Raw genomic sequence first — 22,199 nt, forward strand, 5'->3', positions numbered from 1 at the left:
CCGCACACCGGCCCTTCGGACAAGCCACATCCCGGACCTACCACCACCCAGCCTAACCACCGTCTCCCAGCCATGTCTTGACATAAAGGGGAGCCTACTTAACCCTGGTGCCAGGGCCTGATCCCGGCCAGGATCGGGTCCAGGTACCCGGCGAGAAGCTCTATAAGCGGCTGCCCACCAGCATCATTGGTGTGGCTCTCACATGGCTTGCCTCTCACCGGGTGCCGTGCCGGGAATGGCTGAAGAGACCTCCGATGGTTCTAAGAGTCAAGCTGCAGCGGGTTGGTGCGGTGTTTCTGCTGGATGGTCGAAGGCTTTTTGGGATCGAACGATTCGCGAGTGTGGAGGCAGTGATGGAGTTGGCCGAGCATCTTGTTGAATAGGTGGCGTAGGGCTGCGGGGTGGCGGTCACCCTGGGCTCGGCGGTTGAGGTAGTGCGCTCGGGCGGGTCCGTTGGTGGCGGCTGCGGCGAACGACCAAACCCAGCCGGCAGCGGCGAGTCGGTCGTTCTTGATTTTGCGGTGTGTGATCGAGATGGTTTCGCCAGATGCTCGAGTGACTGGTGCGGATCCGGCGTAGGCCTTCAGTGCGCGGGGGTCGGTGAATCTTGTTGGGTCGTCGCCGATTTCGGCGAGCACTCGGCCGCCGGCGAGGTCGGCCAGGCCGGGGAAGCTGGTGATGATGTCGTGGTCGGGGTGTCTGCGGAATTGTTCGGCGGTGGCCTGTTCGAGGTCGTTGGCGCCGCGGCAGGCGGCGTCGAGGGTGGCCAGCAAGGCGAGGGTTTGGTGGCCCATCACCTGTTCCACCAGTTGCGGTTGGCGCATCTGTGGGACGCGCAGGCGTTGGAAGATGTCGGTGGCGAGGTCATCGATTCCGCGCTGGCGGCCTGCTCGGCGCAGTGCGGTGGCGATGCGTGCCTTGGTGAGCTTGGCGGCGTGAGCTGGGGTGGGTGCGATTGCGAGGATGGCGCGGGTTTCGGGTCTGGCGAGGTTGGTGCCTGATTTGGAGGTTCGGGCGACGAATGTGTCGAGAAAAGCTGGATAGTATTCGCGCAGTAGAGATCTGAGCTCATTACTGGCTTTGGTGCGGCGCCAGACTGCGTCTTGTTGAGCGCGCGCCAAGACCGCGATCGCCTGGACGAGTTCGCTGTCGTCGGGGAGTTGTCTGTGCAGATGAGCGTCGACGCGAAGGATATTGGCCAAGGTCAATGCATCGGCATGGTCGGACTTGGCGCGTGCCATGCTGTGGCGTTCCCTATATCGGGCGACGGCCATCGGATTGATCGCGAACACTGGTCGGCCGCTGGCGCGTAGCTGGTCGAGACCAGCAGCCCGCGGGGGGTTTCGATCGCAATGGGGATCGGCTCAGCGGCGTTGTCACCGGCCTCGGTGAGTAGGTCGATCAGTTCGGTGAAACCCGTTGGGTCATCAGCGATCCGCTTCTTGGTCACCAGTGTGCCTTCGCGATTGACGATGGCGATGTCGTGATGTCCTTTGGCCCAGTCGATCCCGCAGTATCGATACAATCCAGCCTCCATCTGCTTCAGTGTTTCCGCTGGTCCAACCCTGATGGGAACGCGCAGCGCCCCACTTACGAGCCTCTCGGGCTTGCCTCCGATGAGCTGTTCGCGATCCCAGCGCACCCGCGCGACTTCAGTCTTCTCGAGAGCTCGAAAGGCTCCGGGTTGGCGAGATGTCAGCTCGCGCAGGCGGGCTCGAACCACGACAATTTCACCGCCGACTCCGGACTGGTCCGAGTCGACACACCGGCTCGTTCGTAGACCCGGCCTGACCCGGCACTCGCCGCCTTTTCAAAGAGCTCACGGCTCAGGGGTTTGCCAGGAGTTGCCGGGCCATGCCGTGCAACGAATCATCGAGGTAACCGTTGCCGGCTAAGTAGGGGTTTGCCCGGGCTCGAAGTAGCGGTGCCTTCCCGCACGGACACCATCCGCGCATTGGGAAGGACGCACTGATGACGGTCATCATCGGAATGGACCCGCACAAACGCTCAGCCACGATCGAGATCATCGACCCAGCCGGCACGGTGCTGGCCACGGGCCGATACGACACAGACAACACCGGCTACACCGAAATGCTCACCACAGCACAACGATTCACCGACCGCACCTGGGCGATCGAGTGCTGCGACGGCATCGGCCGACATCTCGCCCACCGCCTGGTCCACGACGGGGAAACCGTCGTCGATGTCCCGACGAAACTCTCGGCGCAGGTGCGGGTCTTCGCCACCGGCAACGGCCGAAAAACAGACCCTGTCGACGCGCACTCGGTCGCTCTGGCGGCCTTGCATGCACCGAACCTGCGCCGCGTCCAGGCCGACCCGGAACTGATCGCCCTCGGCTTGCTCGCCGACCGCCGTGACGGGCTCGGACACGCCCGCACCGACACCCTCAATCGACTGCACCGGATCCTGCTGGAACTGATCCCCGGCGGCGCCCGGCGATGAGGCCCTGTTTGGGATGCGGCGACGGTGCGTGGGGAGATCGGGCCGTCCCGGCGAAGGAGGGTGCCGTCGAGATCGGCGGCGATGAGCCGGGGGGAGCGTCAACGCGGCGTCGTTACTGCTCGCCGCGTTCCTGCTGCCGCACCTGCTCTTGGCGCTTGGCCTCGGCGCGCTGCTGTTCGGCCCGCAGGCGCAGGCCGCGCAGGAACTCTTCGTCGGCCGCTGGATCCTGCGCGACATAGCGACCCGGGCGGTCGTACTCGGAGTACCGGCTATTCGACCGCGTCCTGGACGACTCGTTCAGCGGCCGCCCGATGAACAGCCACAGCAGGGCCCCGACCGTCGGCACCAAGACCACGACCACCAGCCACCCGATCTTGGGCAGATGCCGGATTCCGGCCTCGGGAGCGGTGATGATGTCGATCAGGCAGTACACCCATAGTGCCAACGTGATCAGCCCGACAACCGCGTACGGCATCGCAAATCTCCTCATTCATGGGCCGAACGATCGACCGAAATTCCCCACCGAGGCCACGCGGGCCGAGCTCGAACGATACCGCAATCGCCGCCCACACCCGAGGCGAGTATGCGTCAGGCCAGGACTCGGTCATTGGTGGTGTCTTCCCGAGGACACCTCGGGTCGGAGCCCGTCCACCGCCGATTGGTAGTCGAGCGGGGCGGAATGAGGACTATGGCGCGCACGATGATCGATGAAGCGCGGCGTCCCGACCTGCTACTAAATGCATCGAAATACGTTCGGCACCAATGGATTAGGGTTGTCGCATGGTTGCAGCCGATGAAATAGACGCAGGCGAAGCCTTCTACCAGCGGATACATGACCAGATGCCCGAAGCCATGAGTCGTTATGTCGCCGCGAACCCGCTCCCCGACGGGAGAACCAGCTACCAGTTCATAGCCGACCAGGTCCCCGACGCTCTCAACGTGCTCGACCTCGGTTGCGGTGACGGATCCCTGTTGGCGATTCTTGCCCGAAACGGCGCGACCGGGCTCGCCGGCATCGACTTGTCGGAGGGTCAACTCGCTTCGGCCCGTCGCAGATCGGAACTGGTCGATGCCGAGTTGCGGCTGGGCCGTGCCCAGGAACTCCCGTTTGCCGACAACGCATTCGACACCGTGGTCTCTCACATGGCGGTGATGCTGATGGCGCAGGTCGAACAGGTCTTCACCGAAGCGGCGCGAGTGTTGAAGCCCGCAGGCAGGCTAGCGATCTCGGTCGGCATGAAGCCCGTGCCCGGCAGTGGACTCGCGTTGTTCCAGGAGGTGGGACGGCCCATCTTCGCAGCCTCCCAACAGCGCGGGACGATGCCCACACTCGGCGACCGCCGCGCACGCACCCGCCAAGGATTGAACGAGCTGGCAACGGCCGCTGGGTTCCAGCCCATCAGCTGGACCGAGATCATGCCCGGCGCCGACGCCACGCCGGAACAGATCTGGGCCTCCGCTGTCGAGTCGTACTACGACATCACCCTCGTCGAAGCCCAACAATTGCGGGAGTTTCGTGACGAGTTCCTCGGTCGGGCTTCTGTTCTTGCAGACGCAGGGCTACTCCGCCGCGGTGAGCGTATGGCGATCGCAACGACCCGGAGGGCTTGAGCCAGGCCCGCTGCTGGTCCTTGGCCTATGGCGGCGGTAGACCGCGGATGGCGCCGCTGGACAGCGACCACAGCGTGGCCACTCTCCTCAGCGCGCACAGCGGCAAAGTAGCCGGACACCTTCCTCGTGTCGGGGGTCGGTTGGGAGCACCAGTTGTGTGCCGTGGCCCACCGCACAGCCTGCGCCTGTCCGGTGTAGCGGCGTATCCGGGGCGTGTTGGCAAACTGCACGTATTGCCCCATGACCTGCGCAAAAGTCACCCAAGATGGGTGTGCTGAAGATCTTGACCCGCCTTCATCGGCGTCAGATGATGAATATCTGACAGCCGTGTCGATCACTCCGGACCTCGAGTGTTTCGCTAGTTCGGGCCGAGGACAACGTTCGACAGATTCTCGAACTGCCGGTCACTCGCGGCCAATATGAGGGTGGCACAACCGATCCAGAGCTCGTCGCCCCCGACGGATGGACCCTCGATCAGCATTTCCTCGACCTTCTGGGCCGCAAAGAAGCCCAGGTCGAGCTGGCGCTGAACTACCACACCAACTTAGCGCTCTACCCGGTGTGGCAGCAGTGGCTACGCGAGCACCAACCACCGACCCTGGTCCTGTGGGGCCGCAACGACGCCTTCTTCCCCGCAGCCGGTGCGCACGCTTACCTGCGTGATGTCCCCGACGCCACCGTCCACCTGTTCGACACGGGCCATTTCGCGCTCGAAGAGAACCTTCCCGAAATCGCCCCGCTCATTAGCGATTTCATCGATCGCCTGAACCAGGAAAGGCCCATGAAGATCGCTGTAATCGGCGCCGGCGGTAGCCTCGGGGGTGCAGTCGCCCGTGCGGCGGCCGCGCGTGGGTTGCAGGTCACCGCCCTTGGCCGCGACACCGTCGATGTCACCGATGCCGCCTCGGTCAAGAACGCCGTCGCAGGCCACGACGCCGTCGTCGCAGCCATCAAGGGCGAAGACCGACTGGTCCCGCGCGGCGCCCAAGCCCTGCTCGAAGCACTTCCCCTCGCAGGCGTCGACCGTCTGGTCTTCCTCGGGGGTGGCGGCAGCCTCGAGTACGCGCCGGGTCAGCGTTTCGTCGATTCGCCGAACTTCCCGCCCCAGTATCTGGAGACCGCGCGCGACCAGAGCGAAGCGCTGGAGATCCTCCGAGTCACCGGTTCGCTGGTCCTACGTCAGCCCGCCGCCCGTGAACCTGGTCGCGGGCGAAGCGACCGGCACCTACCGCGCCCGAGGCCCGCGACACCCCGATCACCGATGCCGACGGTGAAAGCCGCATCAGCGTAGGCGATTACGCGAACGCGATCGTCGACGCACTCCAGGACGGATCCTTCCTCGGCCAACGTTTCACCGTCGCGTACTGAGCCTATGAAGGCCCGGTCGGGGAGCCACTTCCTCGGCGCTGCTTCGCACTACCAGCCGTGAGCTGCGGGGCTGCGGGGATGGCCGCGAAAGCGTAGTGCAGGCGGTAGATCACGCCCGCGCGGCCACCATCGCCGACGGCCCGTACCAGGCGCGTCCGGCGATGCTCCAGGCCGTAGTCGTCAGTTCGGCGAGGATCAGTCGGCGGGTGGCGATGTAGCTGCGATCCCAGTCTGGGGGCAGGGTCTGGGCGGTTTCGGCGAGGGTGTCCCAAAGTTCGGCGAGCACGGGGCCGATGATGTCGCGCTGTTCCAGTGCCGCAAGGTAATTCGACCAGGCATCGTCTCGGCCTCGATGGCGATGGCTTTCTTGGTGGCGAAGGCGGGCCCAGCAGGCAGCAATGGGCTACCCAGCCCCAGTTCTGGCTGCTTGCGCAACCTGTCCAAGAACGACATCTCGCCCGACGGCGAAGGGATGACCCTGCCCGAACTCGGCAAGCCATGAGCTCCTGCATCCGGCCCGAGGATGATCTGGCAGCGGAGGCAGCGGTGCTCCAGCAGCTGATCCGCGAGGTCGCCCCGCTATCCAACTCGCCTTGGCATGGCAAACACTGTGACCACGTCTTAATCAAGCCTTAACGGAGCACAGACGAAAGGAGCCACCCATCGCTGCCGGTCAGCGAAAGGTACCACTACATCGCGGGCCGCGATACCTTCGTCGCTTGGCGCGCTTCCGCCCTTCGTCACCGACATCCCGAACCTCGAAAGGACGCGGCGCGGAAGGAGAGCGCGTAGCCACAGTCCAGGCGAAAGCGCTTGCCGCACTTGGTCACCGCGGATACTTGTCACCTCTGACGTCCGCGATCAAGTCGATCCATGCCCCTGGCTTCAATATGAAATCTAGCCTTCTGGACGCCGTTCAGATTGGTGATGAATCGCCACCGGGCCGAACGGCTGGATCCAGGCCGTGAACTTCATCCTCACCGGCGCGCTGTTCGCTGTCGTCGCGGTCGGGATGCGTCAGCGCATGGTTGCGGGCATCGGGCGAGTGTGGGCACCACGGTTGGTGGGCGTGTTCGCGGTTGGGCTGGTCGGAGCCGGTCTGTTCGCCTGCGATCCGATCGCCGGGTATCCGGTCGGAGCGGCCGAGGTCGCTACCTGGCACGGAGCGTTGCACGGTGTCGCGTCCGGTGTCGCCGGGGTCGGACTGCTCGGCTTCTGCGCTGTGGCATTCCGGCGGTTGCGGTCGGAGGGCAACACCGTGGGGGCGGTGGTGAGCGCGGTCGTGTTCGTCGTGTTCGCGGTTCTGGCGTTCACGATCCCCGGCTCGACGAGCGTCACTTTCGCCATTGCCTCGTTCATCGCCCGGGGGTGGGTGGCAGTTTTTGCCGCCGGTCTGCGCACCCAGACGGCGGTCACGCCGCAGACGCACGTAACGCTCGCCTGAAGTAACGCGAATGCGCGGATCGGTGCGTCTTTCACGAGACAAGACTTTCGGATCGGACCGGCGCGGGGTTTTCAGTGACGCGTTTGCCCAGGGTGATGAAGAACAGGACCAGGCCAACGGTGAGGATGATGTGGCCGCCTCCGGCGAGATGGGCTGCTATTTCGCTGGTTTCGTGGCCGAGGACTGTCCGGGTGCCGCGAACGGTCATCACTGTGACGGTTAGTGCTAGGCCCGCGTTATAGGTCCAGAAGAACGGGTTGAACAGCTTGCCCGCCGTGAGCGTGAACATTTTCTCCAGCGCCAAGACGATCAGGAAGAACAGCATGCCAAGGGCCAGCAGGTGGGTGTGGACGAGTCCTAGTTGGGAGTCGCCGGTGAAGTCGTTGAGTTTGGTGATTTCGCGGTAGTAGAGGCCGGAGACGAGGCCGACGATCATGTAGATGTGCGCTGCGTTGTAGATCTTTTTCACGACAGTCCTCGGATTCAGGCGATGAAGAGTAGGGCGGCGCTGATCAGCACAACCACGGCGGTGGCGAAATGGATGCCGAAGGCGGTGGCTTTTGTTCCGCCGTTTCGCAGGACGATGAGCGTGTCCCCGAAGGGAGTCAGGGAGACCGCGAGCATGTACCAGCCGACCGCGTCGGCGTCGGCGAAGATGATCAACGCGAGGCCGATGACGCCGGAGGTGAAGTCACGCAATCCTTTGACGGTCAGGTAGGCGGCGTCGCCGTCCGGTTTGGCGGGAACGCCGAAGCCCTCCGCGGCGGATTCCGGGGTCAGCAGAAACCGTGCTCCGATGAACAGCACGAAGACGATGAGGAAGATGGCGAGGCCATAGGCGATGGCGGTGAGCATGATCCAACTCTCAGGACGAGACAGTGAAACGTTGGGCCGGTGAATTGCGGGACGGCCGCTGCCGCCAGGTCAAAACCGACCCCTCTGAATGTTTTTCGTAGGACGTTCTATGATCAAGCGTTCGCCGACCGTGATCAACGACAAATCACCCAAGGGTCGTTAACCAGCGGGCAATGATCACGAGGGCAACGGTGGAGCGAAACGAGATCGAGGCGTTCCTGACGTTGTGCGAGGAACTGCACTTCGGTCGGACCGCCGAACGGCTTCGGGTGTCGACGGCACACGTCAGCAAGACGATCAAGGCAGTGGAACGCCAGGTCGGGGTGGCATTGTTCGACCGGACGAGCCGCAAGGTCGCGCTCACGCCAGTCGGGGCGCAGCTGCGTGACGAACTGCGCCCTGCTTATGAGCAGATGCAACGTAGCGTGCGGAACGCCAGACTGGCCGGACGAGGAATCGCCGGGACGTTGAGGGTCGGGTATTTCGGATCCGCTGGTGGCCGGTATCTGCTTGAGGTCGGCGAGAAGTTTCACGCGCGCTACCCCGAGTGCGAAGTGCGGATTACTGAGATGCAGCTCAGCGATGGTGCGAACCGGTTGCGCTCGGGTGAGGTCGAAGCCCTGCTGTGCTGCTTCCCGATGTGTGAGCCCGACATGGCCATCGGCCCTCCGCTGATCTCTGAGGACAAGATGCTCGCGGTTGCGTCCGGCCATGACTTCGCCCGCAGACAGACGGTGTCGCTGGAAGACCTCGCCGACGTCGAGATGATCCAGAACCCACCCGAGCTACCAGCTGACTTCGACGAATTCCACCATCCCAAGCGCACCCCCTCCGGCCGCCGCATTCCACCCGGCCCCACGGCGACCACCTTCCAGGAAATCCTCGCCCTGGTCGGTGCGGGCAAGGGGGTCTACCTGACAACCACTCAAGCGCCACTGTTCTACACGCGCCCTGACGTCACCTTCGTCCCTGTCACCGACGCCCCACCGCTGCAGTTCGGCCTGGGTTGGATGAGCACGGGACTCACTCGACGGGTCGAAGCGCTCGTGCAGGTGGCGGTCGATGTAGGCAACCAATTCAGGAGCTGAGACGCGACCCGAACAGTCATCGGCCCATCGAGAATTGGGCGATCGAGCTGGCGCCGAAGGGAATCCGTGTCCATGGCGTCGCCCGCCGCGCGGAACGCACGCTGGCCCGAGCTCCGTCCTCCCTTTTGACCGGTACTGAGGGTGGATCGTTCAGATTCCGCGGTCGATCATGTCCAACAGTTGCGCGGTGAGGTCGCCGAGTTGGTCTGGTTCGAGAAAGCGAAATGGGCCGTCGGCGGCGAGGTAGGCCAGTCCGTGCACGGTGGGCCATGCGAGAAACTCCGCACCGGGCCGTCTTTCGGGTGGGAGTAGTCCGGTCTCGCCCAAGCCGTCGAGAGCATCGGCGAGAAGTTCGATCGCCGATCGACCGGTAGGGCCCGCGGCAGCGGGTTCGGCGACCGCGGACACATCGTGTTGGGTCGCGAACGCGGTGCGGAACAGTCCGGGTTCGGCACGGGCGAAGCGAACATAGCCCGCACCGACAGCGCGGAAACGTGCTCTCGCAGCCACGGCGGGATCCTCGGTGTCGGGTAGCGCGTCCTGCTCGGTGGCCATCGTCGCAGCCAGCTGTGCCAGCGCGTATCGAGCGACGGCTTGGACCAACGCTTCTCGGTCTTTGAAGTGTGTGTAGGCCGCGTTCGGCGCGACGCCGGCGCGGCGCGAGGCCTCGCGGAGAACGATCGCTTGTGGTCCGCCGCCTTCACGTGCCATCGCGACCGGTGGCCGTGATCGGGTGGTGCATCGTCGCGGAGTTGCGCGCCCAGATCGGCACCGCACAGCGAGGTTATACCGCTTGACCGACGTACTTCACCAGAGTTTCTGAGGGGGCCGCTCGCGCGCGGTCATTGACCATCCGTACACAAAGGCTCATCATGGTGACGCCGACCAGTTCTGCGTCGCCGTCGTCCTGGGCGGCGACTGAGCTTCCGCAGTTGCCGCAGAAGCCACGCTGAGAGTCAGGGAATGTCGGAGTCGCTGTGTGGGCGGCCCTGGGGGTTCGGGTCGTGGCGCGATCCGAGTCGAGAAGTCAGGTGCCGCCACGTCCGAGGCTGGAGGCACGGCGGTGTCGGGAGTGAAACGGTCTCCTGGCAGTCGGGGAGAGGCCACGGTCATCGACAGCGGCCCGGCAGATGCGAAAGGCCCGGGACAAGCGGTCACTGGCGTTGAGGACTGAAGATCCAGACCCAAGCCTACGGGGGAATCGCTGCGGGGTCAGTATTCAAAAGTTGGCGGCAACCCTCACCGCGAAATCTTCTGAGCTGCGCAACATCTGTCTGAACTGCGTCGGCCCCTCGGTGACCGGGCATGTGCTTGCCCTACTTAACCGGCTGGCTCACTGCGGACGACGAGCCAGCCGGACGCACTCAATGGCCACCGCGTGCCTGGACGACTCCGGCCGCTTCTTCGTGCGACCGCGGCTGCATGCACTGGGCTGGACACCCGAATCCCCGCATCTTCGCAACTCCCATTCTCCCACGCAGAAGGGCACTTTATTCATGCCGACACGGTCGAACCGCTGCGGGACCGGGAGATTCAGGCTCAGGACACTGTCAGGCCGAAATGCAGAGCAAGACTATATCGGAGCCGAGTACTCCGACACCGACAGCCCACTGCCACCCGACAGACTTGAGGCGCATCCAGGTAAGGGCCAGCAACACCATGCCCAGTAGCCCAGCGGCAATGTAGCCAAACTTCCATCCTGGGCTACCGGAAGATGCACCAAACACGAATACAATCGCCGAGAACAGGAGTCCGCCGACAAGCAACCTGGATCGCAAGTACCGTTCAGCTATCGCTCCTGCGAGCCACGCCAGAGGGCGGTTCTTCACTCTCGCGCTATTCCTGATCTCGGGCGTTGTGTCGCACGCGCCTGCATCGTCGTTAGTCATTGTCTGGTCCGTTGCAAATCTCTTACCCGCCCTGTTCGTTCATTTTCGCCTCAGCGTTGGATCAGACTAGACCGATGCAGCCACCGCGTCGCCATGCTCAGCATTCATACGATCAAGATGGCTTGCGAGGAGATGCCCATTAGCCGACTTTCCGGAGCAGAGTGACTGCCAAGTCTCCTGTCCGCTCGAAACCAAGCTGGCCGCTGCCTGCATCTCGGCCCCTAACTCACCCGCAGCCGCCAACCTGTGCATCTCTTGGAGGTCTTCTGCACTCGGTTGATTCTCTTGCTTGAACTTGGCATGACTCTGCTCCGCTTTCGCGATCGCGGCATTGACACGTTCGAGTACTGCCGCGAATGTGGAATCGTTGGTAACTCCGGCCACTGAAAATCCTTAACTTGTCGCTGGGGTGGGCAATGATTGCTGCGTGAACACCGCAACGAATCCTACAATGGCCGATTTTATCGTCGTCACAAGTTGCACGAACGTTGTGATAACTTCGAATGACTCCCAGATCATTTGACCGGCGGCTTTCACGGTTCTGATCAATTTGATTTGTCCGACGACCGGAACCGTTGCATTTGAAAGCGCGAGGCCGACCAGTTCCACGACTGTCATGAATATGTCGACCAACACTTGTGCCATCTTGATGGCCGCATCCACTGCATCCGCTAGGTGATTAGCCATTGTTTCCATGGCTGTCTTCTGGTTCCCGAGAGCCGTGTTCCACTTTTCGAACTGCCCGTTGGCCGAGGTTGCGGCCTTGCCCGACCATGTTTTTGCAATCATCTTTCGGCCATCTTCAAGGTTGCCCCTGGCGGCCTCGGTGCATTTAGCCAGGTTTCGCCACGCGGAGACCTGCGTACCCGCTTTCCCTATGTCGCCACTCAGGTAATTTGTGACAAGGTCACGCGGGTCTTTTATACCAGCCTTAACCAATAGCCAGCAAATTTGATCGTAAGGTATCCCTAGAGTGATCTGCGCAAGTGCTCGAGAATCAACCGTTGGAGCGATCAGTAGAGAAGCGCCCGTTGTGCGATCATTGAATCCGTCGGCGACGCCATCGTCGGTCACAATCAAAGGAGTGTCGTCAAGTTTTGCGAGCTCACTCGCAAAATTGCGATCTACCCTCTTGTACTCCTCGGCGGCATACGTGAGCGCCAATCGAGCTTTATCCTGACCTTCACTATCGGCCAGTACTGTATCTCGTACCGAAGGCAAAAGTTTTGTGTATTCTTCCGTACACAAATCTAAGATCTTTCCGAAGTTGCCGTCGGTGATGTGTTTCTTGGCATATTCATGGGCCGTATACAGATCGGTTCCGGCCCGACCCACCTGCTCCGCCCACCCTTTCAGGTCGGCCACCTCAACTGAAAAGTCGCTCACTCTGTCCCCCTTGGATCTGCCACAATCGGCCACTTCGGCACCTATCGCACCCCATGCGACGAGGACCCTACCGTCCAGTTCACCTCGGCTGCAAACGATCTGATGTGGCCAGGCTGGGACAAAACCTGCTAGCTCGCCATGTCAACCTGCTGACTGGATGCCTCCGGCGGCTTCTTCGTGACGCCGCTGCTGCAGACACAGGGCCGGGCGCCTGGATCCCGCGTCGACATGCACGTCACCGGCGCCGCAGTGCGCCTCACCGGCGCACCCTGCCGGCACAATGCGGGGTGCACTCCTAGCCCTTGGATTCATCTAGGCTCATGGAGATCGCAGTGTGCGAGCGAACGGACCGGCCGGTGTCCGATCAGGGCGGGGCGCACTCCGGAGCCTCCCGGGGTGGTCGCGCGACCGAGGACACCGTATGTGCCAGCCGCACGGGCCTTCAAGGATGTATGCCTGCGCAGCCGCACGGTTCGAAACCCTCGTAACGCAGTCCGGCGCCGATAACGGCAGCGACCCCGACCGGGTAACACCTCTTCGCTGAGCGAGTCGGCCCACCTCGCGCTGAAGGCGCCGGATCAAGAAGAGCGCGTAGCACAGCAGTGCGCAGGCACGCGGATTGTCGGAAGACCCTTCGTCAGTTCCGGTCGGGACTGCCTCGGAGTCGTCTTATCGAATCGCCGAACATTTGCACACCTCTCAATGTCATTCCAACTGGATGACCTTGAACCATTGACAGGAGTACCGGCGTAAAGCGATGCTAAAACTGTGTCAGGGCACCATGATCCGACTCCAACTAGCTGTTGGAGCAATACAGCATCGGCATTCGATCGCACATATGTGCACCGGATCATGCGCCCGGTTCCTTCCGCGTCAGTACTTATGCATCAGCGATTGCCCGCTCGGTCCAACCGCGTTGCAGCACAGAGCCCTTCGTCGATCCTCGTAGCCGCGCATGTGCGCCACGGGGAAGGAATCCGACGACCGCCATGGACACCGAAAACTTGTATGGTGACGGCATGTACACGAAAAGTGTGCATATCTGCCGCAATCACGGTGTCCTACTCCCCCTCCGGACACTCAATGACACGGTTCCGTGGCAAATCTGCCACGGAACCGTGTATTTTTTGGTCTTTGACAGGGGTTCGGACACGTTAGCGGGGGCAAATCCTGAAGTTGGCCCCAGCCCCAAAGTAAGGCCGCCTGAAGCCATCCGGGTCCGTTTGTCCTGAGCGGTAGCCGGGCTGGCTATCTGTTCCGCTTCCTTGGAAGTGGAACGACCCGACACCACGCGGACCAAGTCGCGCCGGCGGTTGGCGACCTGGGCGAACCGGAATGGCATTCGTTCCGGAATTCATTCCACCGAAGGTGTTCCGGAAAGCCCGTACGCTGACGAATTCCGGAACATTGCGGGCATGGCGAGCGCACCAGAACACCCGGCCGGCGGACTCGAACTCGGCTACGCCCGAGTCTCGACCACCAAGCAGAGCCTCGAGCGCCAGCTCGACGCCCTCGCCAACACCGGACTGCCAGACGAACGGATCTACGTCGATAAGAAGACCGGCGCCACGGTCGCCCGGCCCGGCCTGACCAAACTGCTCGAATACGCACGCCCCGGCGACACCGTCGTCGCCTACACCCTCGACCGGCTCGGCCGGAACCTGCGCGAAGTGCTGAACCTCGTCCACGACCTCGGCGAGAAGAGAATCGGCGTGCGCACGCTGGCTGACCCGCTCCCGATCAACACCGCCGACGAGGGCATGGCTCGCATCGCGTTCCTGCTGCTCGCGGTGTTCGCGGAGATGGAACGCACCTTCACCGCCGAACGCGCCGCCCACGCCCGTGGAGTCGCCGAATCCAAAGGCCGCCACATCGGCCGGCCCACCGCCTGGCCCGACGACAAGATCGACTACGCCCGGCTGCTCCGCGAACAAGGAAACAGCCTCGGTGAAATTACGAGCAAGACCGGCATCCCGAAGACATCACTGCACCGCTACCTCACGCCGGCGACCGAACAAGAACAGTGATCGCGGCGGCTACCTGGCCAAACAGGGCTTCATGTACCAGGTGACACGACCGTTAACGGCACTCCTATTAGGTCGATTCGGCCGCGCGGGTGCGGGTGGCGGTCGGTGTCTCGCCGGTGTGCCTGCGGTAGATGCGCCGGAAGGCCGCCGGATCGGCGTAACCCACCGCGCCCGCGATCACGTCGACGGGTTCGCGCGTGGTCGTGAGTAGGGTGGCCGCCTGCCCGACCCGGAGGCGATGAACGTACTGGGTGGGTGAGACGCCGACGCGGTCGCGGATGCGGCGGGTCAGAGTGCGCGGAGAAACCGCTGCGACACTGGCCAATTCGTCCAGCGATAGTTGCCGGTGCAGATTGGCGTGCACGTGCTGTTGCACGGCGCGCAGCACCGGGTCGGTGGCCCGTAGATGCTCGAGCACCATGTAGCGCGACTGCGACATGCGGGCATCGAGCACCAGGTAGTGAGCCACCTGCTCGGCCAGTGCACCGCCGCCGAGGCGGGCGACCAGCGCCAGCAGCAGATCTGTGTGGGCGAAAGCCGCACCGGCGGTGAGTATTGCGCCGTTGTCGACCACCATGCGATCGGAGTGCACGGTGATATCGGGGAAGCGGCGGCCCAACAGCGGCGCCAGCCACCAAGTAGTGGTGGCGGCCCGGCCCGACAGCAGCCCCGAGGCCGCGAGCACGAAGACAGCCGAGCAGGAGGCAGCTACCGTAGCGCCGGAATCAGCGGCACGCCGGATGATTTCGACGGCCTGCATGGTCTGGGGTCGGGTCAGGAGTTCCTCGACACGCGCTTCGCTGGACGCGGACGGCCCCGGCAGCACCAGAATATCGCCGGGTTCGAACTCCGCCGCGCCGAGCGGGGTTTCGGTATCGACGCTGATCAGCCGCCCACCGCTGGATCGGACCGGCAACCCATCGAGTGATGCGACGCGCTGCCGCAGCCGCCCGCCTGCCGTGTCACCGGCGATCCCGGCTGCCGTGTCGACGATGTCGATACCGAGGCCGAGTGCACCTTCGAGCACACCGTCCAGCGCGAGGTGGGTAATCATGTGGCGAGATTAGACCGAAGAGTGGCGATCTTGCCAATGGCGGTGTGCTGACCTGCTGCGGCAGGGTTTGGGATGTGCAGCAATCTCTCCCGCAGGATTCTCTCGACGACGACCTCGCCGATTTCGCACCCCGATCGATCACGTTCGGCGGAGTAGCCCGCACGGTGTACGTCAGCGGCACCGGACCGGCGGTCATCGTCATGGCGGAAATGCCCGGCATCAGTCCCGATGTGGCTCGCTTCGCCCGCTGGGTGCGCGACGCCGGGCTCACCGTCTACCTGCCGTCACTGTTCGGCCGCGACGGTGCCTATCCGGAGGCAGAGGCCGGCGTGGAAGTCTTCAAACGAGCCTGTGTCAGCGCGGAATTCCGGGCCTTCGGCGCGGGCAAGTCCAGCCCGGTCGCGGTGTGGCTGCGTGCGCTGGCAGCCTTGGCCCATCGCGAATGCGACGGTCTCGGCGTCGGCGCGCTGGGTATGTGCTTCACCGGGAATTTCGCGCTCACCATGATGCTCGAGCCCGCGATGCTGGCGCCGGTGCTGTGCCAGCCGTCGCTGCCACTGGATGAGCCTGGCGGACTAGAGATTTCGCCCGGCGAGCTCGCGGCCGTGCGGGAGCGACTCGATCGCGATGATCTCGTGGTGCGCGCCTATCGCTTCGAGGGCGACCGCTTCTGCACCGCGCAGCGTTTCGCCGCCTACGCCGCAGCGCTGGGTCCGCGTTTCGAGCCGCGAGTGCTGCCCGCCGACGCGGCGAATCCCTCTCCGCCGCCGTTTTTCTCGCAGATCGTCGGCTGCCCGCACAGTGTGGTCACCGCGCATCTGGTCGATACGGCGGGGGAGCCGACCGCCGCGGCCCGCGACGAGATCCTCGCCTTTCTCGTGGACCGGCTGTCTGCGGACGTCCCGTTGCAGTGACATAGCGTCCACTGCTGGTCCAGCTTCGCAGCCACTTCCGACGTACAGGAATTCTCTAGCCCGCAACACGTTCTCGGCTCAGGTCCAGGCGTGTGTCCATGTCGAGCCGGAATCGGCCATAAGGGTTGATATTCGACCAGAACAACGGCGACATCGCCCGGCGTTCGTTGTCGCCGACCAGGTCGTGGAATTCCGGATTCTCCAGGATGGCTTGGAGCAGAAGGGTATTGATGTGCACCATCGCCGATTGCAGCAGGTGCAGCGCCAGCATCGAGACCTCGGCGTGTTCGTGGTCGGCGCCGGTGAGCTGGGAGTCCTCGCCGCAGAACACGACGGTGTTGGCGGAGTTCCAGTTCTCCACCACCTGCAACCCGCTGGTGATCTCCCGTCTGAGCTGTCCAGTTTATTGACGCTTTCGCAGCTCTGCCAATGGTGAATTAACCGCAGTCCTGGGCGGTATGTCACACCCCGGGGTTACCGCCTGTTCTCGGATGTCGCGCAGGCCTCGGAGACCGTCCGCGAGACGCGGTCCGCCAAGACGAAGACCGTGGCCTTGCCCGGCACTTCGACGGCGCGCTCGCTTCCGGTCACGAGGGTGTGATGATCAAGTCGTTGAACGCGGGTGGTGGGTCAGGGGCGGTAGACGTGGATATAGTCGACCTGCGTCGACTCCTGGGTGACTGTGGGTGGGATGCCAGCGTAGACGAAGAGGTCGAAAATCAGGGCGTCACCGGTGCCCGAGTACGGGCCTTGTTCGCAGATCTGGCGGCCGTCGAGGTACCAGGTGGTTTTGTTCGGGCCTAGGCGTTCGGCGATCGTGTGCCAGTCGGTGGTGAGGTCGGTCGGGGATTCGTACGGGCAACTGCCACCGCCCGACTGGTGATTGGTCAGGTACAGCTTGCGGTGGTTGTCGCTGTAGAACTCGTAGGTGTCCTGTTCGTTCGAACCGTTCCCGTTCCACGTCCAGGTCGACGGCCAGAACCCCTTCGCCGCCGGGAGCTTGAGCCGGGTCTCGACGTAGTCACCAGGCTTCACCGCGAACGAGTGGGCCGGGTCGTGCCCGCACGCCTGCCCGGTGGTGATCAGCCCGCTCGACCACTCGTACCCCGGTTGCGGGTTGTCCTTGCGCGCAGTGACCGTCAGTACGCCATTGCCGACCGACAGCGCGTCCCAGGTGTGCCACTCGAGCTGCTGATTGCTTTTGTTCCCGAGGCACTGGTCGGGCTCCGCGTTCGAGTGGATGGCCCATTTCGACTGGTCGATCACAGTACCGTCGAACTCGTCCGCGAACACCAGTGCTCCGGGGCCGTCCGCCGCCGGCTGGTCGGCCGACGCAGCCGGGCCGAGGGTGGCGACTGCGATCGCCGCGCTGGCCAAGCCCGCACCGATGGTCCGTAACGTACGTATCAAGGATCGCCTCTCGTTAGAAATCAACGGTCAAACGTTCGCTTGATGCTCGCGAATTGTCAACTGGCCGAGGAGGTCAGGACGAGGCCAGGGACTGGGTGTCGATCACCTCGAGAAGCCTGATGGCCTGATCGGAAGGGGAGCCGATAGTCGTGCTACCCAGTTGCGGTGGTCCAGGATTCGTGCCGGGTAGCCCCGACAGGGCACGGCAGATGGATGCAGGATGCGCCCCTGGTCATCGAAGCCTTGTGTTCGCTGGACCGATCTGTCGTGTGAGAAGCGGTTCGCGGTTCGCTTCGGGCGAGGGTGAGTTTCGTCGACGAGGTCAGCGAGACAGTCCAGCTGGCCCGGACGTCGCGTCGCTTCTTCGATCCGCCCGACAGGGATCAGGCCGTCGAGGACGTCGACGACGAACTGGGACGCGGGGCATGGCTTCGAACTCGTCTCGTGAGTCGTGGTTCAGCACCGTGTGCGTATCAGGTGACGGATGCTCAGCGATGGCTGGGCCCGCCGGTCAGGTCGATGCCTTCGATAATGCGGAAGTCGCGCTCGACGCCGTCGGGGAGGGCCACCAGCGCCTTCTGGTATACCTCGCTCTCGTATGCCGCGACGGCCTGTTCAAAGCTGTCGAACTCGATCAGAATGACGCGTTGCGTGATTCCGGCCTCGTGGGCGACAACTCGACCGCCACGGGACAGGAGGCGCCCGCCCCCAGCCTGGACAGCCGGACGGGCCAGCTTGTTGTAGGCAGTCAGGCTCTCAGGGTCGGAAATGGCGGGGTAGACACTGACCCAGTAGCCCTTAGTCATGGAAACCTCCTGTGTTCGGCCGGACACGTCCGACTTCGAATTGACACTCAGATCGATCGATCCCGGCGACGGGTACTGCGGTCAGTGGAATCGTCATATGCGCAGGTTAGGGCTTGATGTGTGGTCGAGGGAAAGACCGGGACGGGATAGACTCAGAACGGATCGTTATTAATCGACAGGGAGGGCATGTGGCGCCGGATACGGTGAGCCTGCGGTACTTTCTGGTGCTGGCGCAGGAGTTGAACTTCACCCGCGCGGCCGCACGGATCGGTATCGCGCAGCCCGCACTCAGTGCCCGGATGCGCCGATTGGAGGCGCAACTCGGTACGAGCCTGCTGGTTCGTAACACGCGTAGCGTCGTATTGACCACGGCCGGTGCGGCTTTGGCGGAGTCCGCGCCGCCCGCGCTGGCGACGCTGGACCGGGCATGGGACACCGCCCGGAATGCGGGGGCCGGTGAACTGGGCACGCTGCGCATCGGATACAGCCTCAGCGCGGGGGCCGAGACGGCACCGGCCCTGGTGGACAGGCTGATTCGCAGCAGCCCGGGACTCGAGGTCGGCGCGGTCCCGATGGCGACACCGGAGATCTCCCCCGCGGTCGCCGACGGCCGCATCGATGCCGGGATCACCCGCGGTGAACAGCCGGGCCGCGGCGTGCGCCGATTCCTGCTGCGGCGTCAGCGCGTCGGGGTCCAGCTGGCGCAGCACCATCCGCTGGCCGAACACCCGGAGATCGAGATCGCCGACGCGGCCGCGTATCCGCTGCGACTCCCCGACCGCACCGCCAACCCCGTGATCCACGATCAGCTGTCCGCACTGTTCCGCGACACCCGACCACACCCCCGATTCCACACGCCCGCAGTCTCTTTCGACATGTCCCAGCGCGACCTACGCGACGGGCTCACCCTCGCCCCGGCCGGTGAAGCCGCGGTCACGACACAACCGGCCGGTCTCACCTGGCGACCGCTGCAGGGCGCGCCCAGCCTGACGATCCACCTGGTCCTCCCGCGCGTGCAGTCACCACTACACCGCCGCATCCGTGCCGTCGCCAAAACCCTGGCGCACGAGCTGCACTGGCTGCCGGACTGACACGCAAGAGGTCAAGCGAGACGGACGCCTGCGGTGGCAAGGCCGACCTCAACCAGGGTCGGTTCGCCGGCATGCGCGGATAAGAGCGAATGATCATCGCTGGCCTGCTCGCCGACAAGACCCACGCCGAGATCGCTGACGAACTCAACATTCCCTCCCGCGGCGTCGAGGGACGCCTCTACCGGCTGCGGCAGAGCGTCTGGGAAGACCTTGGCGCAGCACCCATCGGCCACACGTATTCGTCTGCGGCAGTGAATTGTTCATCGATTTGCTCGGACTTTGCGTGTGTGATCTCGTCGAATCGGAGGACTGCGACGCCTCGGCCTGCCAGACCCCGTGCGATGTCCCTGAGTGGTTTGTTGTCGCCGAGTGTGCCGTCTCGGTCGGTATGCCCGGAACCGGGTAGCAACACGACGCCCGGCCTCGGTTCGTTGGCGCGGGGCATGCTGATGGTGCAGGGAACGGTAACGGGTTCGGAACCGAGTAGCAGGTCGTGCTCATCGAAGGTTTCCGAGTCGGCGTATTCCGGTGGCTGTCAGGCATGTTCGGTTTGCGTCATGACGCGTCTTCCGTGGTGCCGTGCCGGGAGGTCAAAGGGAACAGGATCGGGCTGAGTAGGTATGGCTCGCGGTCTGTGGTCGCTGGGTGGGCTATGCGGGGTGCTATCACGGCGCGGAGGTCCGCAATGAGGGCGGTGAGTTCGTCGCTGTCGAGCCAGACCGCGTGCTGGCGATAGCCGACCAGGTCACCGGTTGGGTCGGCGTCGTCACTGTCGAGGTAGGTCTGGAATTCGGCGAGCAGGGTCGCCATCGCCACGGCGAAGATGCGGCGGTGGTCGTCGATGGACGCGGACGCGGCGGTGTCGGCGTCGATCACCGCGCGTTCGCGGCGCAGCCGGTAGCTGCGTTCCACCGCACCGCGGACGCGCCGTTCACCGGCGAGGTCGAGAATGTCGTGCTCGGCGAGCAGGTCGACATGGCGGTACACGGTGGCCTTCGAAACGTCGGGCATACACGCACACAGCTGCGACGTGGTCATGACACGTCCTCCGGACAGGGCATGCACGATCCGCAGCCGCACCGGGTGTGCGAGTAACTCCATAGGGTTCACGCCTCAATGATCTCAATTCTGATACCGTTGTCAAAGTTGAGAATGTTGAAGTGTCGGCACCGCCCCCTCTCTGGAATGGGCGCTGCTGACAGGCTCGAGGAGGATTCGCTCGGATGAGGGCAACGACTGCGGAAAAGGCTGGCATCGAGGTTGTTGAACTGTTGCGGGCCAACGGTTTTGAGCGGGTGCATGAGATGTTCGCGGCGCATCTGCAGGCATTGGTATCGGCTGAGAACCTGCACGACGCGTGGGAGTCGGTCCATCAACGGCACGGGCGAGTCACCGAGGTCGGTGAAGCGGTGGGTGAGGCGGGCTCGTCGGGCACGACAGCGGTGCGAATCCCCGTCCACCTCGAACGCGGGGAGCTTATGGTCGAGCTGGTCGTCGATGATGCGGGCCGGTTGGCGGGGCTCCAGCTGACACCGCCCGCGAAACCCTGGCAGGCGCCCGCCTACGCCGACGAAACCGAATTCGAAGAACAGGACGTGACACTTGGTACCGACCCGTTCGCCGTGCACGGAACCCTCAGTGCGCCACGGCAATCGACCGGATGTCCAGCCGTTGTCCTGCTGGCCGGGGGCGGGCCGTTCGACCGCGACGAAACCTTCGGTTCGAACAAGCCACTGAAGGACATCGCCTGGGGTTTGGCCAGCCGTGGCATCGCAGTCCTCCGATTCGACAAGGTCACTCACTCCTACCGCGACGTAGCTGCCCACATGGATGGGTTCACCATGACCGACGAATACGTACCGCACGCGGTGGCGGCCGTGGGTACTCTGCGCGCACATCCGGCGGTGGATGCCGAGCGGGTGTTCGTGCTCGGGCACAGCATGGGCGGCAAGGTCGCACCCCGTGTCGCCGCCGCTGAGCCCACGGTCGCAGGGCTGATCCTGATGGCCGGCGACGCCGAGCCGATGCACCGCGCGGCGGTCCGGGTCACCCGATACCTGGCCTCGCTGAGCCCCGACGGCGAGGCCGCCGCACAGAGCGCAATCGAAACTCTCATCCGTCAGGCCGGATTGGTCGACGCGCCCGAGTTGTCACCGGCAACACCGGCCCCCGAACTGCCGCTCGGACTATCCGCTGCGTATTGGTTGGATTTGCGGGACTACGACCCGGTCGCGACGGCCGCAGCGGTCGGGAAACCGATGCTGATCCTGCAGGGCGGTCGTGACTACCAGGTCACCGTGGACGACGATCTTGCCCGCTGGCGGGCCGGGTTGGACAGCCGTCCTGGGGTGAGCATCCGCGTCTACGACGCCGACAACCACCTGTTCTTCCCCGGCACCGGCCCCTCAACCCCGGCCGAATACGCTCCACCCCAGCATGTCGACCCACAGGTCGTCACCGACATCGCGACCTGGCTCACCACCACATGACCGACGAGCCGCTGGTGTTCTGAATGCTGCCCAAGATCGTTGACATACTCCTGGTCAGGCGCCTGGACCTACGTCATGTCAAATGGCATCGGACACCCATCACGGGCCGCGCTCACCCGCCGAGCAGTGCCGTCAAATTTCACCGATACGTGTTGCCCGAACAGGGTCCCACTGATCGCCGATAAGTGGTGTCAGATTTCACCCTTACAGCGTGCGACACGAGGTCGCACGAGACGAGTGGACCAACCGAAAGGAGGGCCGAGTGATCGGCGGCATGGTCCCGGGATAGTGCCCGCTTCCCGTC

General features: G+C 64.0%; 22 protein-coding genes and 2 pseudogenes. 10 read left to right on the forward strand and 14 right to left on the reverse strand.

Features of this window, described 5'->3' with window-relative positions:
- Positions 1 to 260: 260 nt before the first annotated feature.
- Positions 261 to 1,537 (reverse strand): annotated as a pseudogene (locus tag ACFU4Z_RS36145) (IS110 family transposase).
- Positions 1,538 to 1,971: 434 nt separating this feature from the next.
- Here ACFU4Z_RS36145 and ACFU4Z_RS36150 point away from each other — a divergent pair.
- Positions 1,972 to 2,463 carry a transposase gene (locus tag ACFU4Z_RS36150; RefSeq protein ID WP_379072795.1) on the forward strand — a complete coding sequence of 164 codons (492 nt, stop codon included), beginning with the start codon at positions 1,972 to 1,974 and terminating at the stop codon, positions 2,461 to 2,463.
- Between the two features lie 112 nt (positions 2,464 to 2,575).
- Here ACFU4Z_RS36150 and ACFU4Z_RS36155 read toward each other — a convergent pair whose 3' ends face one another.
- On the reverse strand, positions 2,576 to 2,938 hold the full coding sequence (locus ACFU4Z_RS36155) for a PLD nuclease N-terminal domain-containing protein (RefSeq protein ID WP_379072797.1): 363 nt from the start codon (positions 2,936 to 2,938) through the stop codon (positions 2,576 to 2,578).
- 305 nt (positions 2,939 to 3,243) lie between these two features.
- On the opposite strand from ACFU4Z_RS36155, the gene ACFU4Z_RS36160 reads away from it, so the two are divergent.
- Positions 3,244 to 4,074 carry a class I SAM-dependent methyltransferase gene (locus ACFU4Z_RS36160; protein ID WP_379072799.1) on the forward strand — a complete coding sequence of 277 codons (831 nt, stop codon included), beginning with the start codon at positions 3,244 to 3,246 and terminating at the stop codon, positions 4,072 to 4,074.
- A 358-nt stretch (positions 4,075 to 4,432) separates the two neighbouring features.
- On the opposite strand, the gene ACFU4Z_RS36165 is transcribed toward ACFU4Z_RS36160, so the two are convergent.
- Positions 4,433 to 4,612, reverse strand: coding sequence for a hypothetical protein (locus ACFU4Z_RS36165; RefSeq protein WP_379072801.1), 180 nt, complete (start codon positions 4,610 to 4,612; stop codon positions 4,433 to 4,435).
- A 21-nt stretch (positions 4,613 to 4,633) separates the two neighbouring features.
- Here ACFU4Z_RS36165 and ACFU4Z_RS36170 point away from each other — a divergent pair, with 21 nt between their 5' ends.
- Positions 4,634 to 5,365 (forward strand): NAD(P)H-binding protein, encoded by a 732-nt coding sequence (locus tag ACFU4Z_RS36170; protein WP_379072803.1) that lies wholly within the window; start codon positions 4,634 to 4,636, stop codon positions 5,363 to 5,365.
- A gap of 186 nt (positions 5,366 to 5,551) precedes the next feature.
- Here ACFU4Z_RS36170 and ACFU4Z_RS36175 read toward each other — a convergent pair whose 3' ends face one another.
- Entirely contained in the window at positions 5,552 to 5,728 is a 177-nt protein-coding gene (locus tag ACFU4Z_RS36175) for a hypothetical protein (protein WP_379072805.1), read from the reverse strand.
- Between the two features lie 66 nt (positions 5,729 to 5,794).
- Between ACFU4Z_RS36175 and ACFU4Z_RS36180 the strand changes: the two genes are divergently transcribed.
- On the forward strand, positions 5,795 to 5,944 hold the full coding sequence (locus ACFU4Z_RS36180) for a hypothetical protein (RefSeq protein WP_379072807.1): 150 nt from the start codon (positions 5,795 to 5,797) through the stop codon (positions 5,942 to 5,944).
- A 429-nt stretch (positions 5,945 to 6,373) separates the two neighbouring features.
- Positions 6,374 to 6,886, forward strand: a complete 513-nt coding sequence (locus ACFU4Z_RS36185; RefSeq protein ID WP_379072833.1) for a DUF998 domain-containing protein — start codon at positions 6,374 to 6,376, stop codon at positions 6,884 to 6,886.
- Positions 6,887 to 6,917: 31 nt separating this feature from the next.
- Here ACFU4Z_RS36185 and ACFU4Z_RS36190 read toward each other — a convergent pair whose 3' ends face one another.
- The gene (locus ACFU4Z_RS36190) at positions 6,918 to 7,355 is read right to left on the reverse strand and encodes a DUF2871 domain-containing protein (RefSeq protein ID WP_378672612.1); all 438 of its coding nucleotides are present in this window, start codon (positions 7,353 to 7,355) and stop codon (positions 6,918 to 6,920) included.
- A 14-nt stretch (positions 7,356 to 7,369) separates the two neighbouring features.
- Positions 7,370 to 7,741 (reverse strand): DUF4267 domain-containing protein, encoded by a 372-nt coding sequence (locus ACFU4Z_RS36195; protein ID WP_379072809.1) that lies wholly within the window; start codon positions 7,739 to 7,741, stop codon positions 7,370 to 7,372.
- Positions 7,742 to 7,914: 173 nt separating this feature from the next.
- Between ACFU4Z_RS36195 and ACFU4Z_RS36200 the strand changes: the two genes are divergently transcribed.
- On the forward strand, positions 7,915 to 8,829 hold the full coding sequence (locus tag ACFU4Z_RS36200) for a LysR family transcriptional regulator (RefSeq protein WP_379072811.1): 915 nt from the start codon (positions 7,915 to 7,917) through the stop codon (positions 8,827 to 8,829).
- Between the two features lie 150 nt (positions 8,830 to 8,979).
- Here the strand turns inward: ACFU4Z_RS36200 and ACFU4Z_RS36205 are convergent, their stop codons facing one another.
- The 3 genes from ACFU4Z_RS36205 to ACFU4Z_RS36215 form a co-directional block, all read right to left on the reverse strand.
- Complete coding sequence (locus ACFU4Z_RS36205; RefSeq protein WP_379072813.1) at positions 8,980 to 9,540, reverse strand: TetR/AcrR family transcriptional regulator; 561 nt, start codon at positions 9,538 to 9,540, stop codon at positions 8,980 to 8,982.
- A 1,244-nt stretch (positions 9,541 to 10,784) separates the two neighbouring features.
- Positions 10,785 to 11,102: a hypothetical protein gene (locus tag ACFU4Z_RS36210; protein ID WP_379072815.1), complete on the reverse strand. Its 318-nt coding sequence runs from the start codon at positions 11,100 to 11,102 to the stop codon at positions 10,785 to 10,787.
- Between the two features lie 9 nt (positions 11,103 to 11,111).
- Positions 11,112 to 12,104: a WXG100 family type VII secretion target gene (locus ACFU4Z_RS36215; protein WP_379072817.1), complete on the reverse strand. Its 993-nt coding sequence runs from the start codon at positions 12,102 to 12,104 to the stop codon at positions 11,112 to 11,114.
- Positions 12,105 to 13,519: 1,415 nt separating this feature from the next.
- Here ACFU4Z_RS36215 and ACFU4Z_RS36220 point away from each other — a divergent pair.
- The gene (locus ACFU4Z_RS36220; protein ID WP_379072819.1) at positions 13,520 to 14,131 is read left to right on the forward strand and encodes a recombinase family protein; all 612 of its coding nucleotides are present in this window, start codon (positions 13,520 to 13,522) and stop codon (positions 14,129 to 14,131) included.
- 67 nt (positions 14,132 to 14,198) lie between these two features.
- Here the strand turns inward: ACFU4Z_RS36220 and ACFU4Z_RS36225 are convergent, their stop codons facing one another.
- Positions 14,199 to 15,185, reverse strand: a complete 987-nt coding sequence (locus ACFU4Z_RS36225) for a GlxA family transcriptional regulator (RefSeq protein WP_379072821.1) — start codon at positions 15,183 to 15,185, stop codon at positions 14,199 to 14,201.
- A gap of 74 nt (positions 15,186 to 15,259) precedes the next feature.
- Between ACFU4Z_RS36225 and ACFU4Z_RS36230 the strand changes: the two genes are divergently transcribed.
- On the forward strand, positions 15,260 to 16,099 hold the full coding sequence (locus ACFU4Z_RS36230; protein WP_379072823.1) for a dienelactone hydrolase family protein: 840 nt from the start codon (positions 15,260 to 15,262) through the stop codon (positions 16,097 to 16,099).
- A gap of 55 nt (positions 16,100 to 16,154) precedes the next feature.
- Here ACFU4Z_RS36230 and ACFU4Z_RS36235 read toward each other — a convergent pair.
- The 3 genes and pseudogenes from ACFU4Z_RS36235 to ACFU4Z_RS36245 all read right to left on the reverse strand — a co-directional run.
- Positions 16,155 to 16,484, reverse strand: a pseudogene (locus tag ACFU4Z_RS36235) (Tn3 family transposase); the annotation flags it as partial.
- Positions 16,485 to 16,729: 245 nt separating this feature from the next.
- Positions 16,730 to 17,509, reverse strand: coding sequence for a family 16 glycosylhydrolase (locus tag ACFU4Z_RS36240; protein ID WP_379072825.1), 780 nt, complete (start codon positions 17,507 to 17,509; stop codon positions 16,730 to 16,732).
- Positions 17,510 to 17,997: 488 nt separating this feature from the next.
- Positions 17,998 to 18,315, reverse strand: coding sequence for a DUF1330 domain-containing protein (locus tag ACFU4Z_RS36245; RefSeq protein WP_379072827.1), 318 nt, complete (start codon positions 18,313 to 18,315; stop codon positions 17,998 to 18,000).
- Positions 18,316 to 18,503: 188 nt separating this feature from the next.
- Here ACFU4Z_RS36245 and ACFU4Z_RS36250 point away from each other — a divergent pair, with 188 nt between their 5' ends.
- Positions 18,504 to 19,406: a LysR substrate-binding domain-containing protein gene (locus ACFU4Z_RS36250; RefSeq protein ID WP_379072829.1), complete on the forward strand. Its 903-nt coding sequence runs from the start codon at positions 18,504 to 18,506 to the stop codon at positions 19,404 to 19,406.
- Positions 19,407 to 19,961: 555 nt separating this feature from the next.
- On the opposite strand, the gene ACFU4Z_RS36255 is transcribed toward ACFU4Z_RS36250, so the two are convergent.
- On the reverse strand, positions 19,962 to 20,507 hold the full coding sequence (locus ACFU4Z_RS36255) for a helix-turn-helix domain-containing protein (RefSeq protein WP_379072835.1): 546 nt from the start codon (positions 20,505 to 20,507) through the stop codon (positions 19,962 to 19,964).
- A 122-nt stretch (positions 20,508 to 20,629) separates the two neighbouring features.
- On the opposite strand from ACFU4Z_RS36255, the gene ACFU4Z_RS36260 reads away from it, so the two are divergent.
- Entirely contained in the window at positions 20,630 to 21,895 is a 1,266-nt protein-coding gene (locus tag ACFU4Z_RS36260; protein ID WP_379072831.1) for an alpha/beta fold hydrolase, read from the forward strand.
- The last annotated feature ends 304 nt before the right edge of the window (positions 21,896 to 22,199 follow it).

Origin of the sequence: Nocardia sp. NPDC057440, from assembly GCF_042802915.1 — a bacterium.
Classification (GTDB): Bacteria; Actinomycetota; Actinomycetes; order Mycobacteriales; family Mycobacteriaceae; genus Nocardia.

Bases quoted from the DNA above. Each gene is read 5' to 3' on its own strand.
- ACFU4Z_RS36150 (WP_379072795.1), top strand. From the start codon at position 1,972: ATGACGGTCATCATCGGAATGGACCCGCACAAACGCTCAGCCACGATC.
- ACFU4Z_RS36155 (WP_379072797.1), bottom strand. From the start codon at position 2,938: ATGCCGTACGCGGTTGTCGGGCTGATCACGTTGGCACTATGGGTGTAC.
- ACFU4Z_RS36160 (WP_379072799.1), top strand. From the start codon at position 3,244: ATGGTTGCAGCCGATGAAATAGACGCAGGCGAAGCCTTCTACCAGCGG.
- ACFU4Z_RS36180 (WP_379072807.1), top strand. From the start codon at position 5,795: ATGGCGATGGCTTTCTTGGTGGCGAAGGCGGGCCCAGCAGGCAGCAAT.
- ACFU4Z_RS36195 (WP_379072809.1), bottom strand. From the start codon at position 7,741: ATGCTCACCGCCATCGCCTATGGCCTCGCCATCTTCCTCATCGTCTTC.
- ACFU4Z_RS36200 (WP_379072811.1), top strand. From the start codon at position 7,915: ATGATCACGAGGGCAACGGTGGAGCGAAACGAGATCGAGGCGTTCCTG.
- ACFU4Z_RS36205 (WP_379072813.1), bottom strand. From the start codon at position 9,540: ATGGCACGTGAAGGCGGCGGACCACAAGCGATCGTTCTCCGCGAGGCC.
- ACFU4Z_RS36220 (WP_379072819.1), top strand. From the start codon at position 13,520: ATGGCGAGCGCACCAGAACACCCGGCCGGCGGACTCGAACTCGGCTAC.
- ACFU4Z_RS36225 (WP_379072821.1), bottom strand. From the start codon at position 15,185: ATGATTACCCACCTCGCGCTGGACGGTGTGCTCGAAGGTGCACTCGGC.
- ACFU4Z_RS36245 (WP_379072827.1), bottom strand. From the start codon at position 18,315: ATGACTAAGGGCTACTGGGTCAGTGTCTACCCCGCCATTTCCGACCCT.
- ACFU4Z_RS36255 (WP_379072835.1), bottom strand. From the start codon at position 20,507: ATGGAGTTACTCGCACACCCGGTGCGGCTGCGGATCGTGCATGCCCTG.
- ACFU4Z_RS36260 (WP_379072831.1), top strand. From the start codon at position 20,630: ATGAGGGCAACGACTGCGGAAAAGGCTGGCATCGAGGTTGTTGAACTG.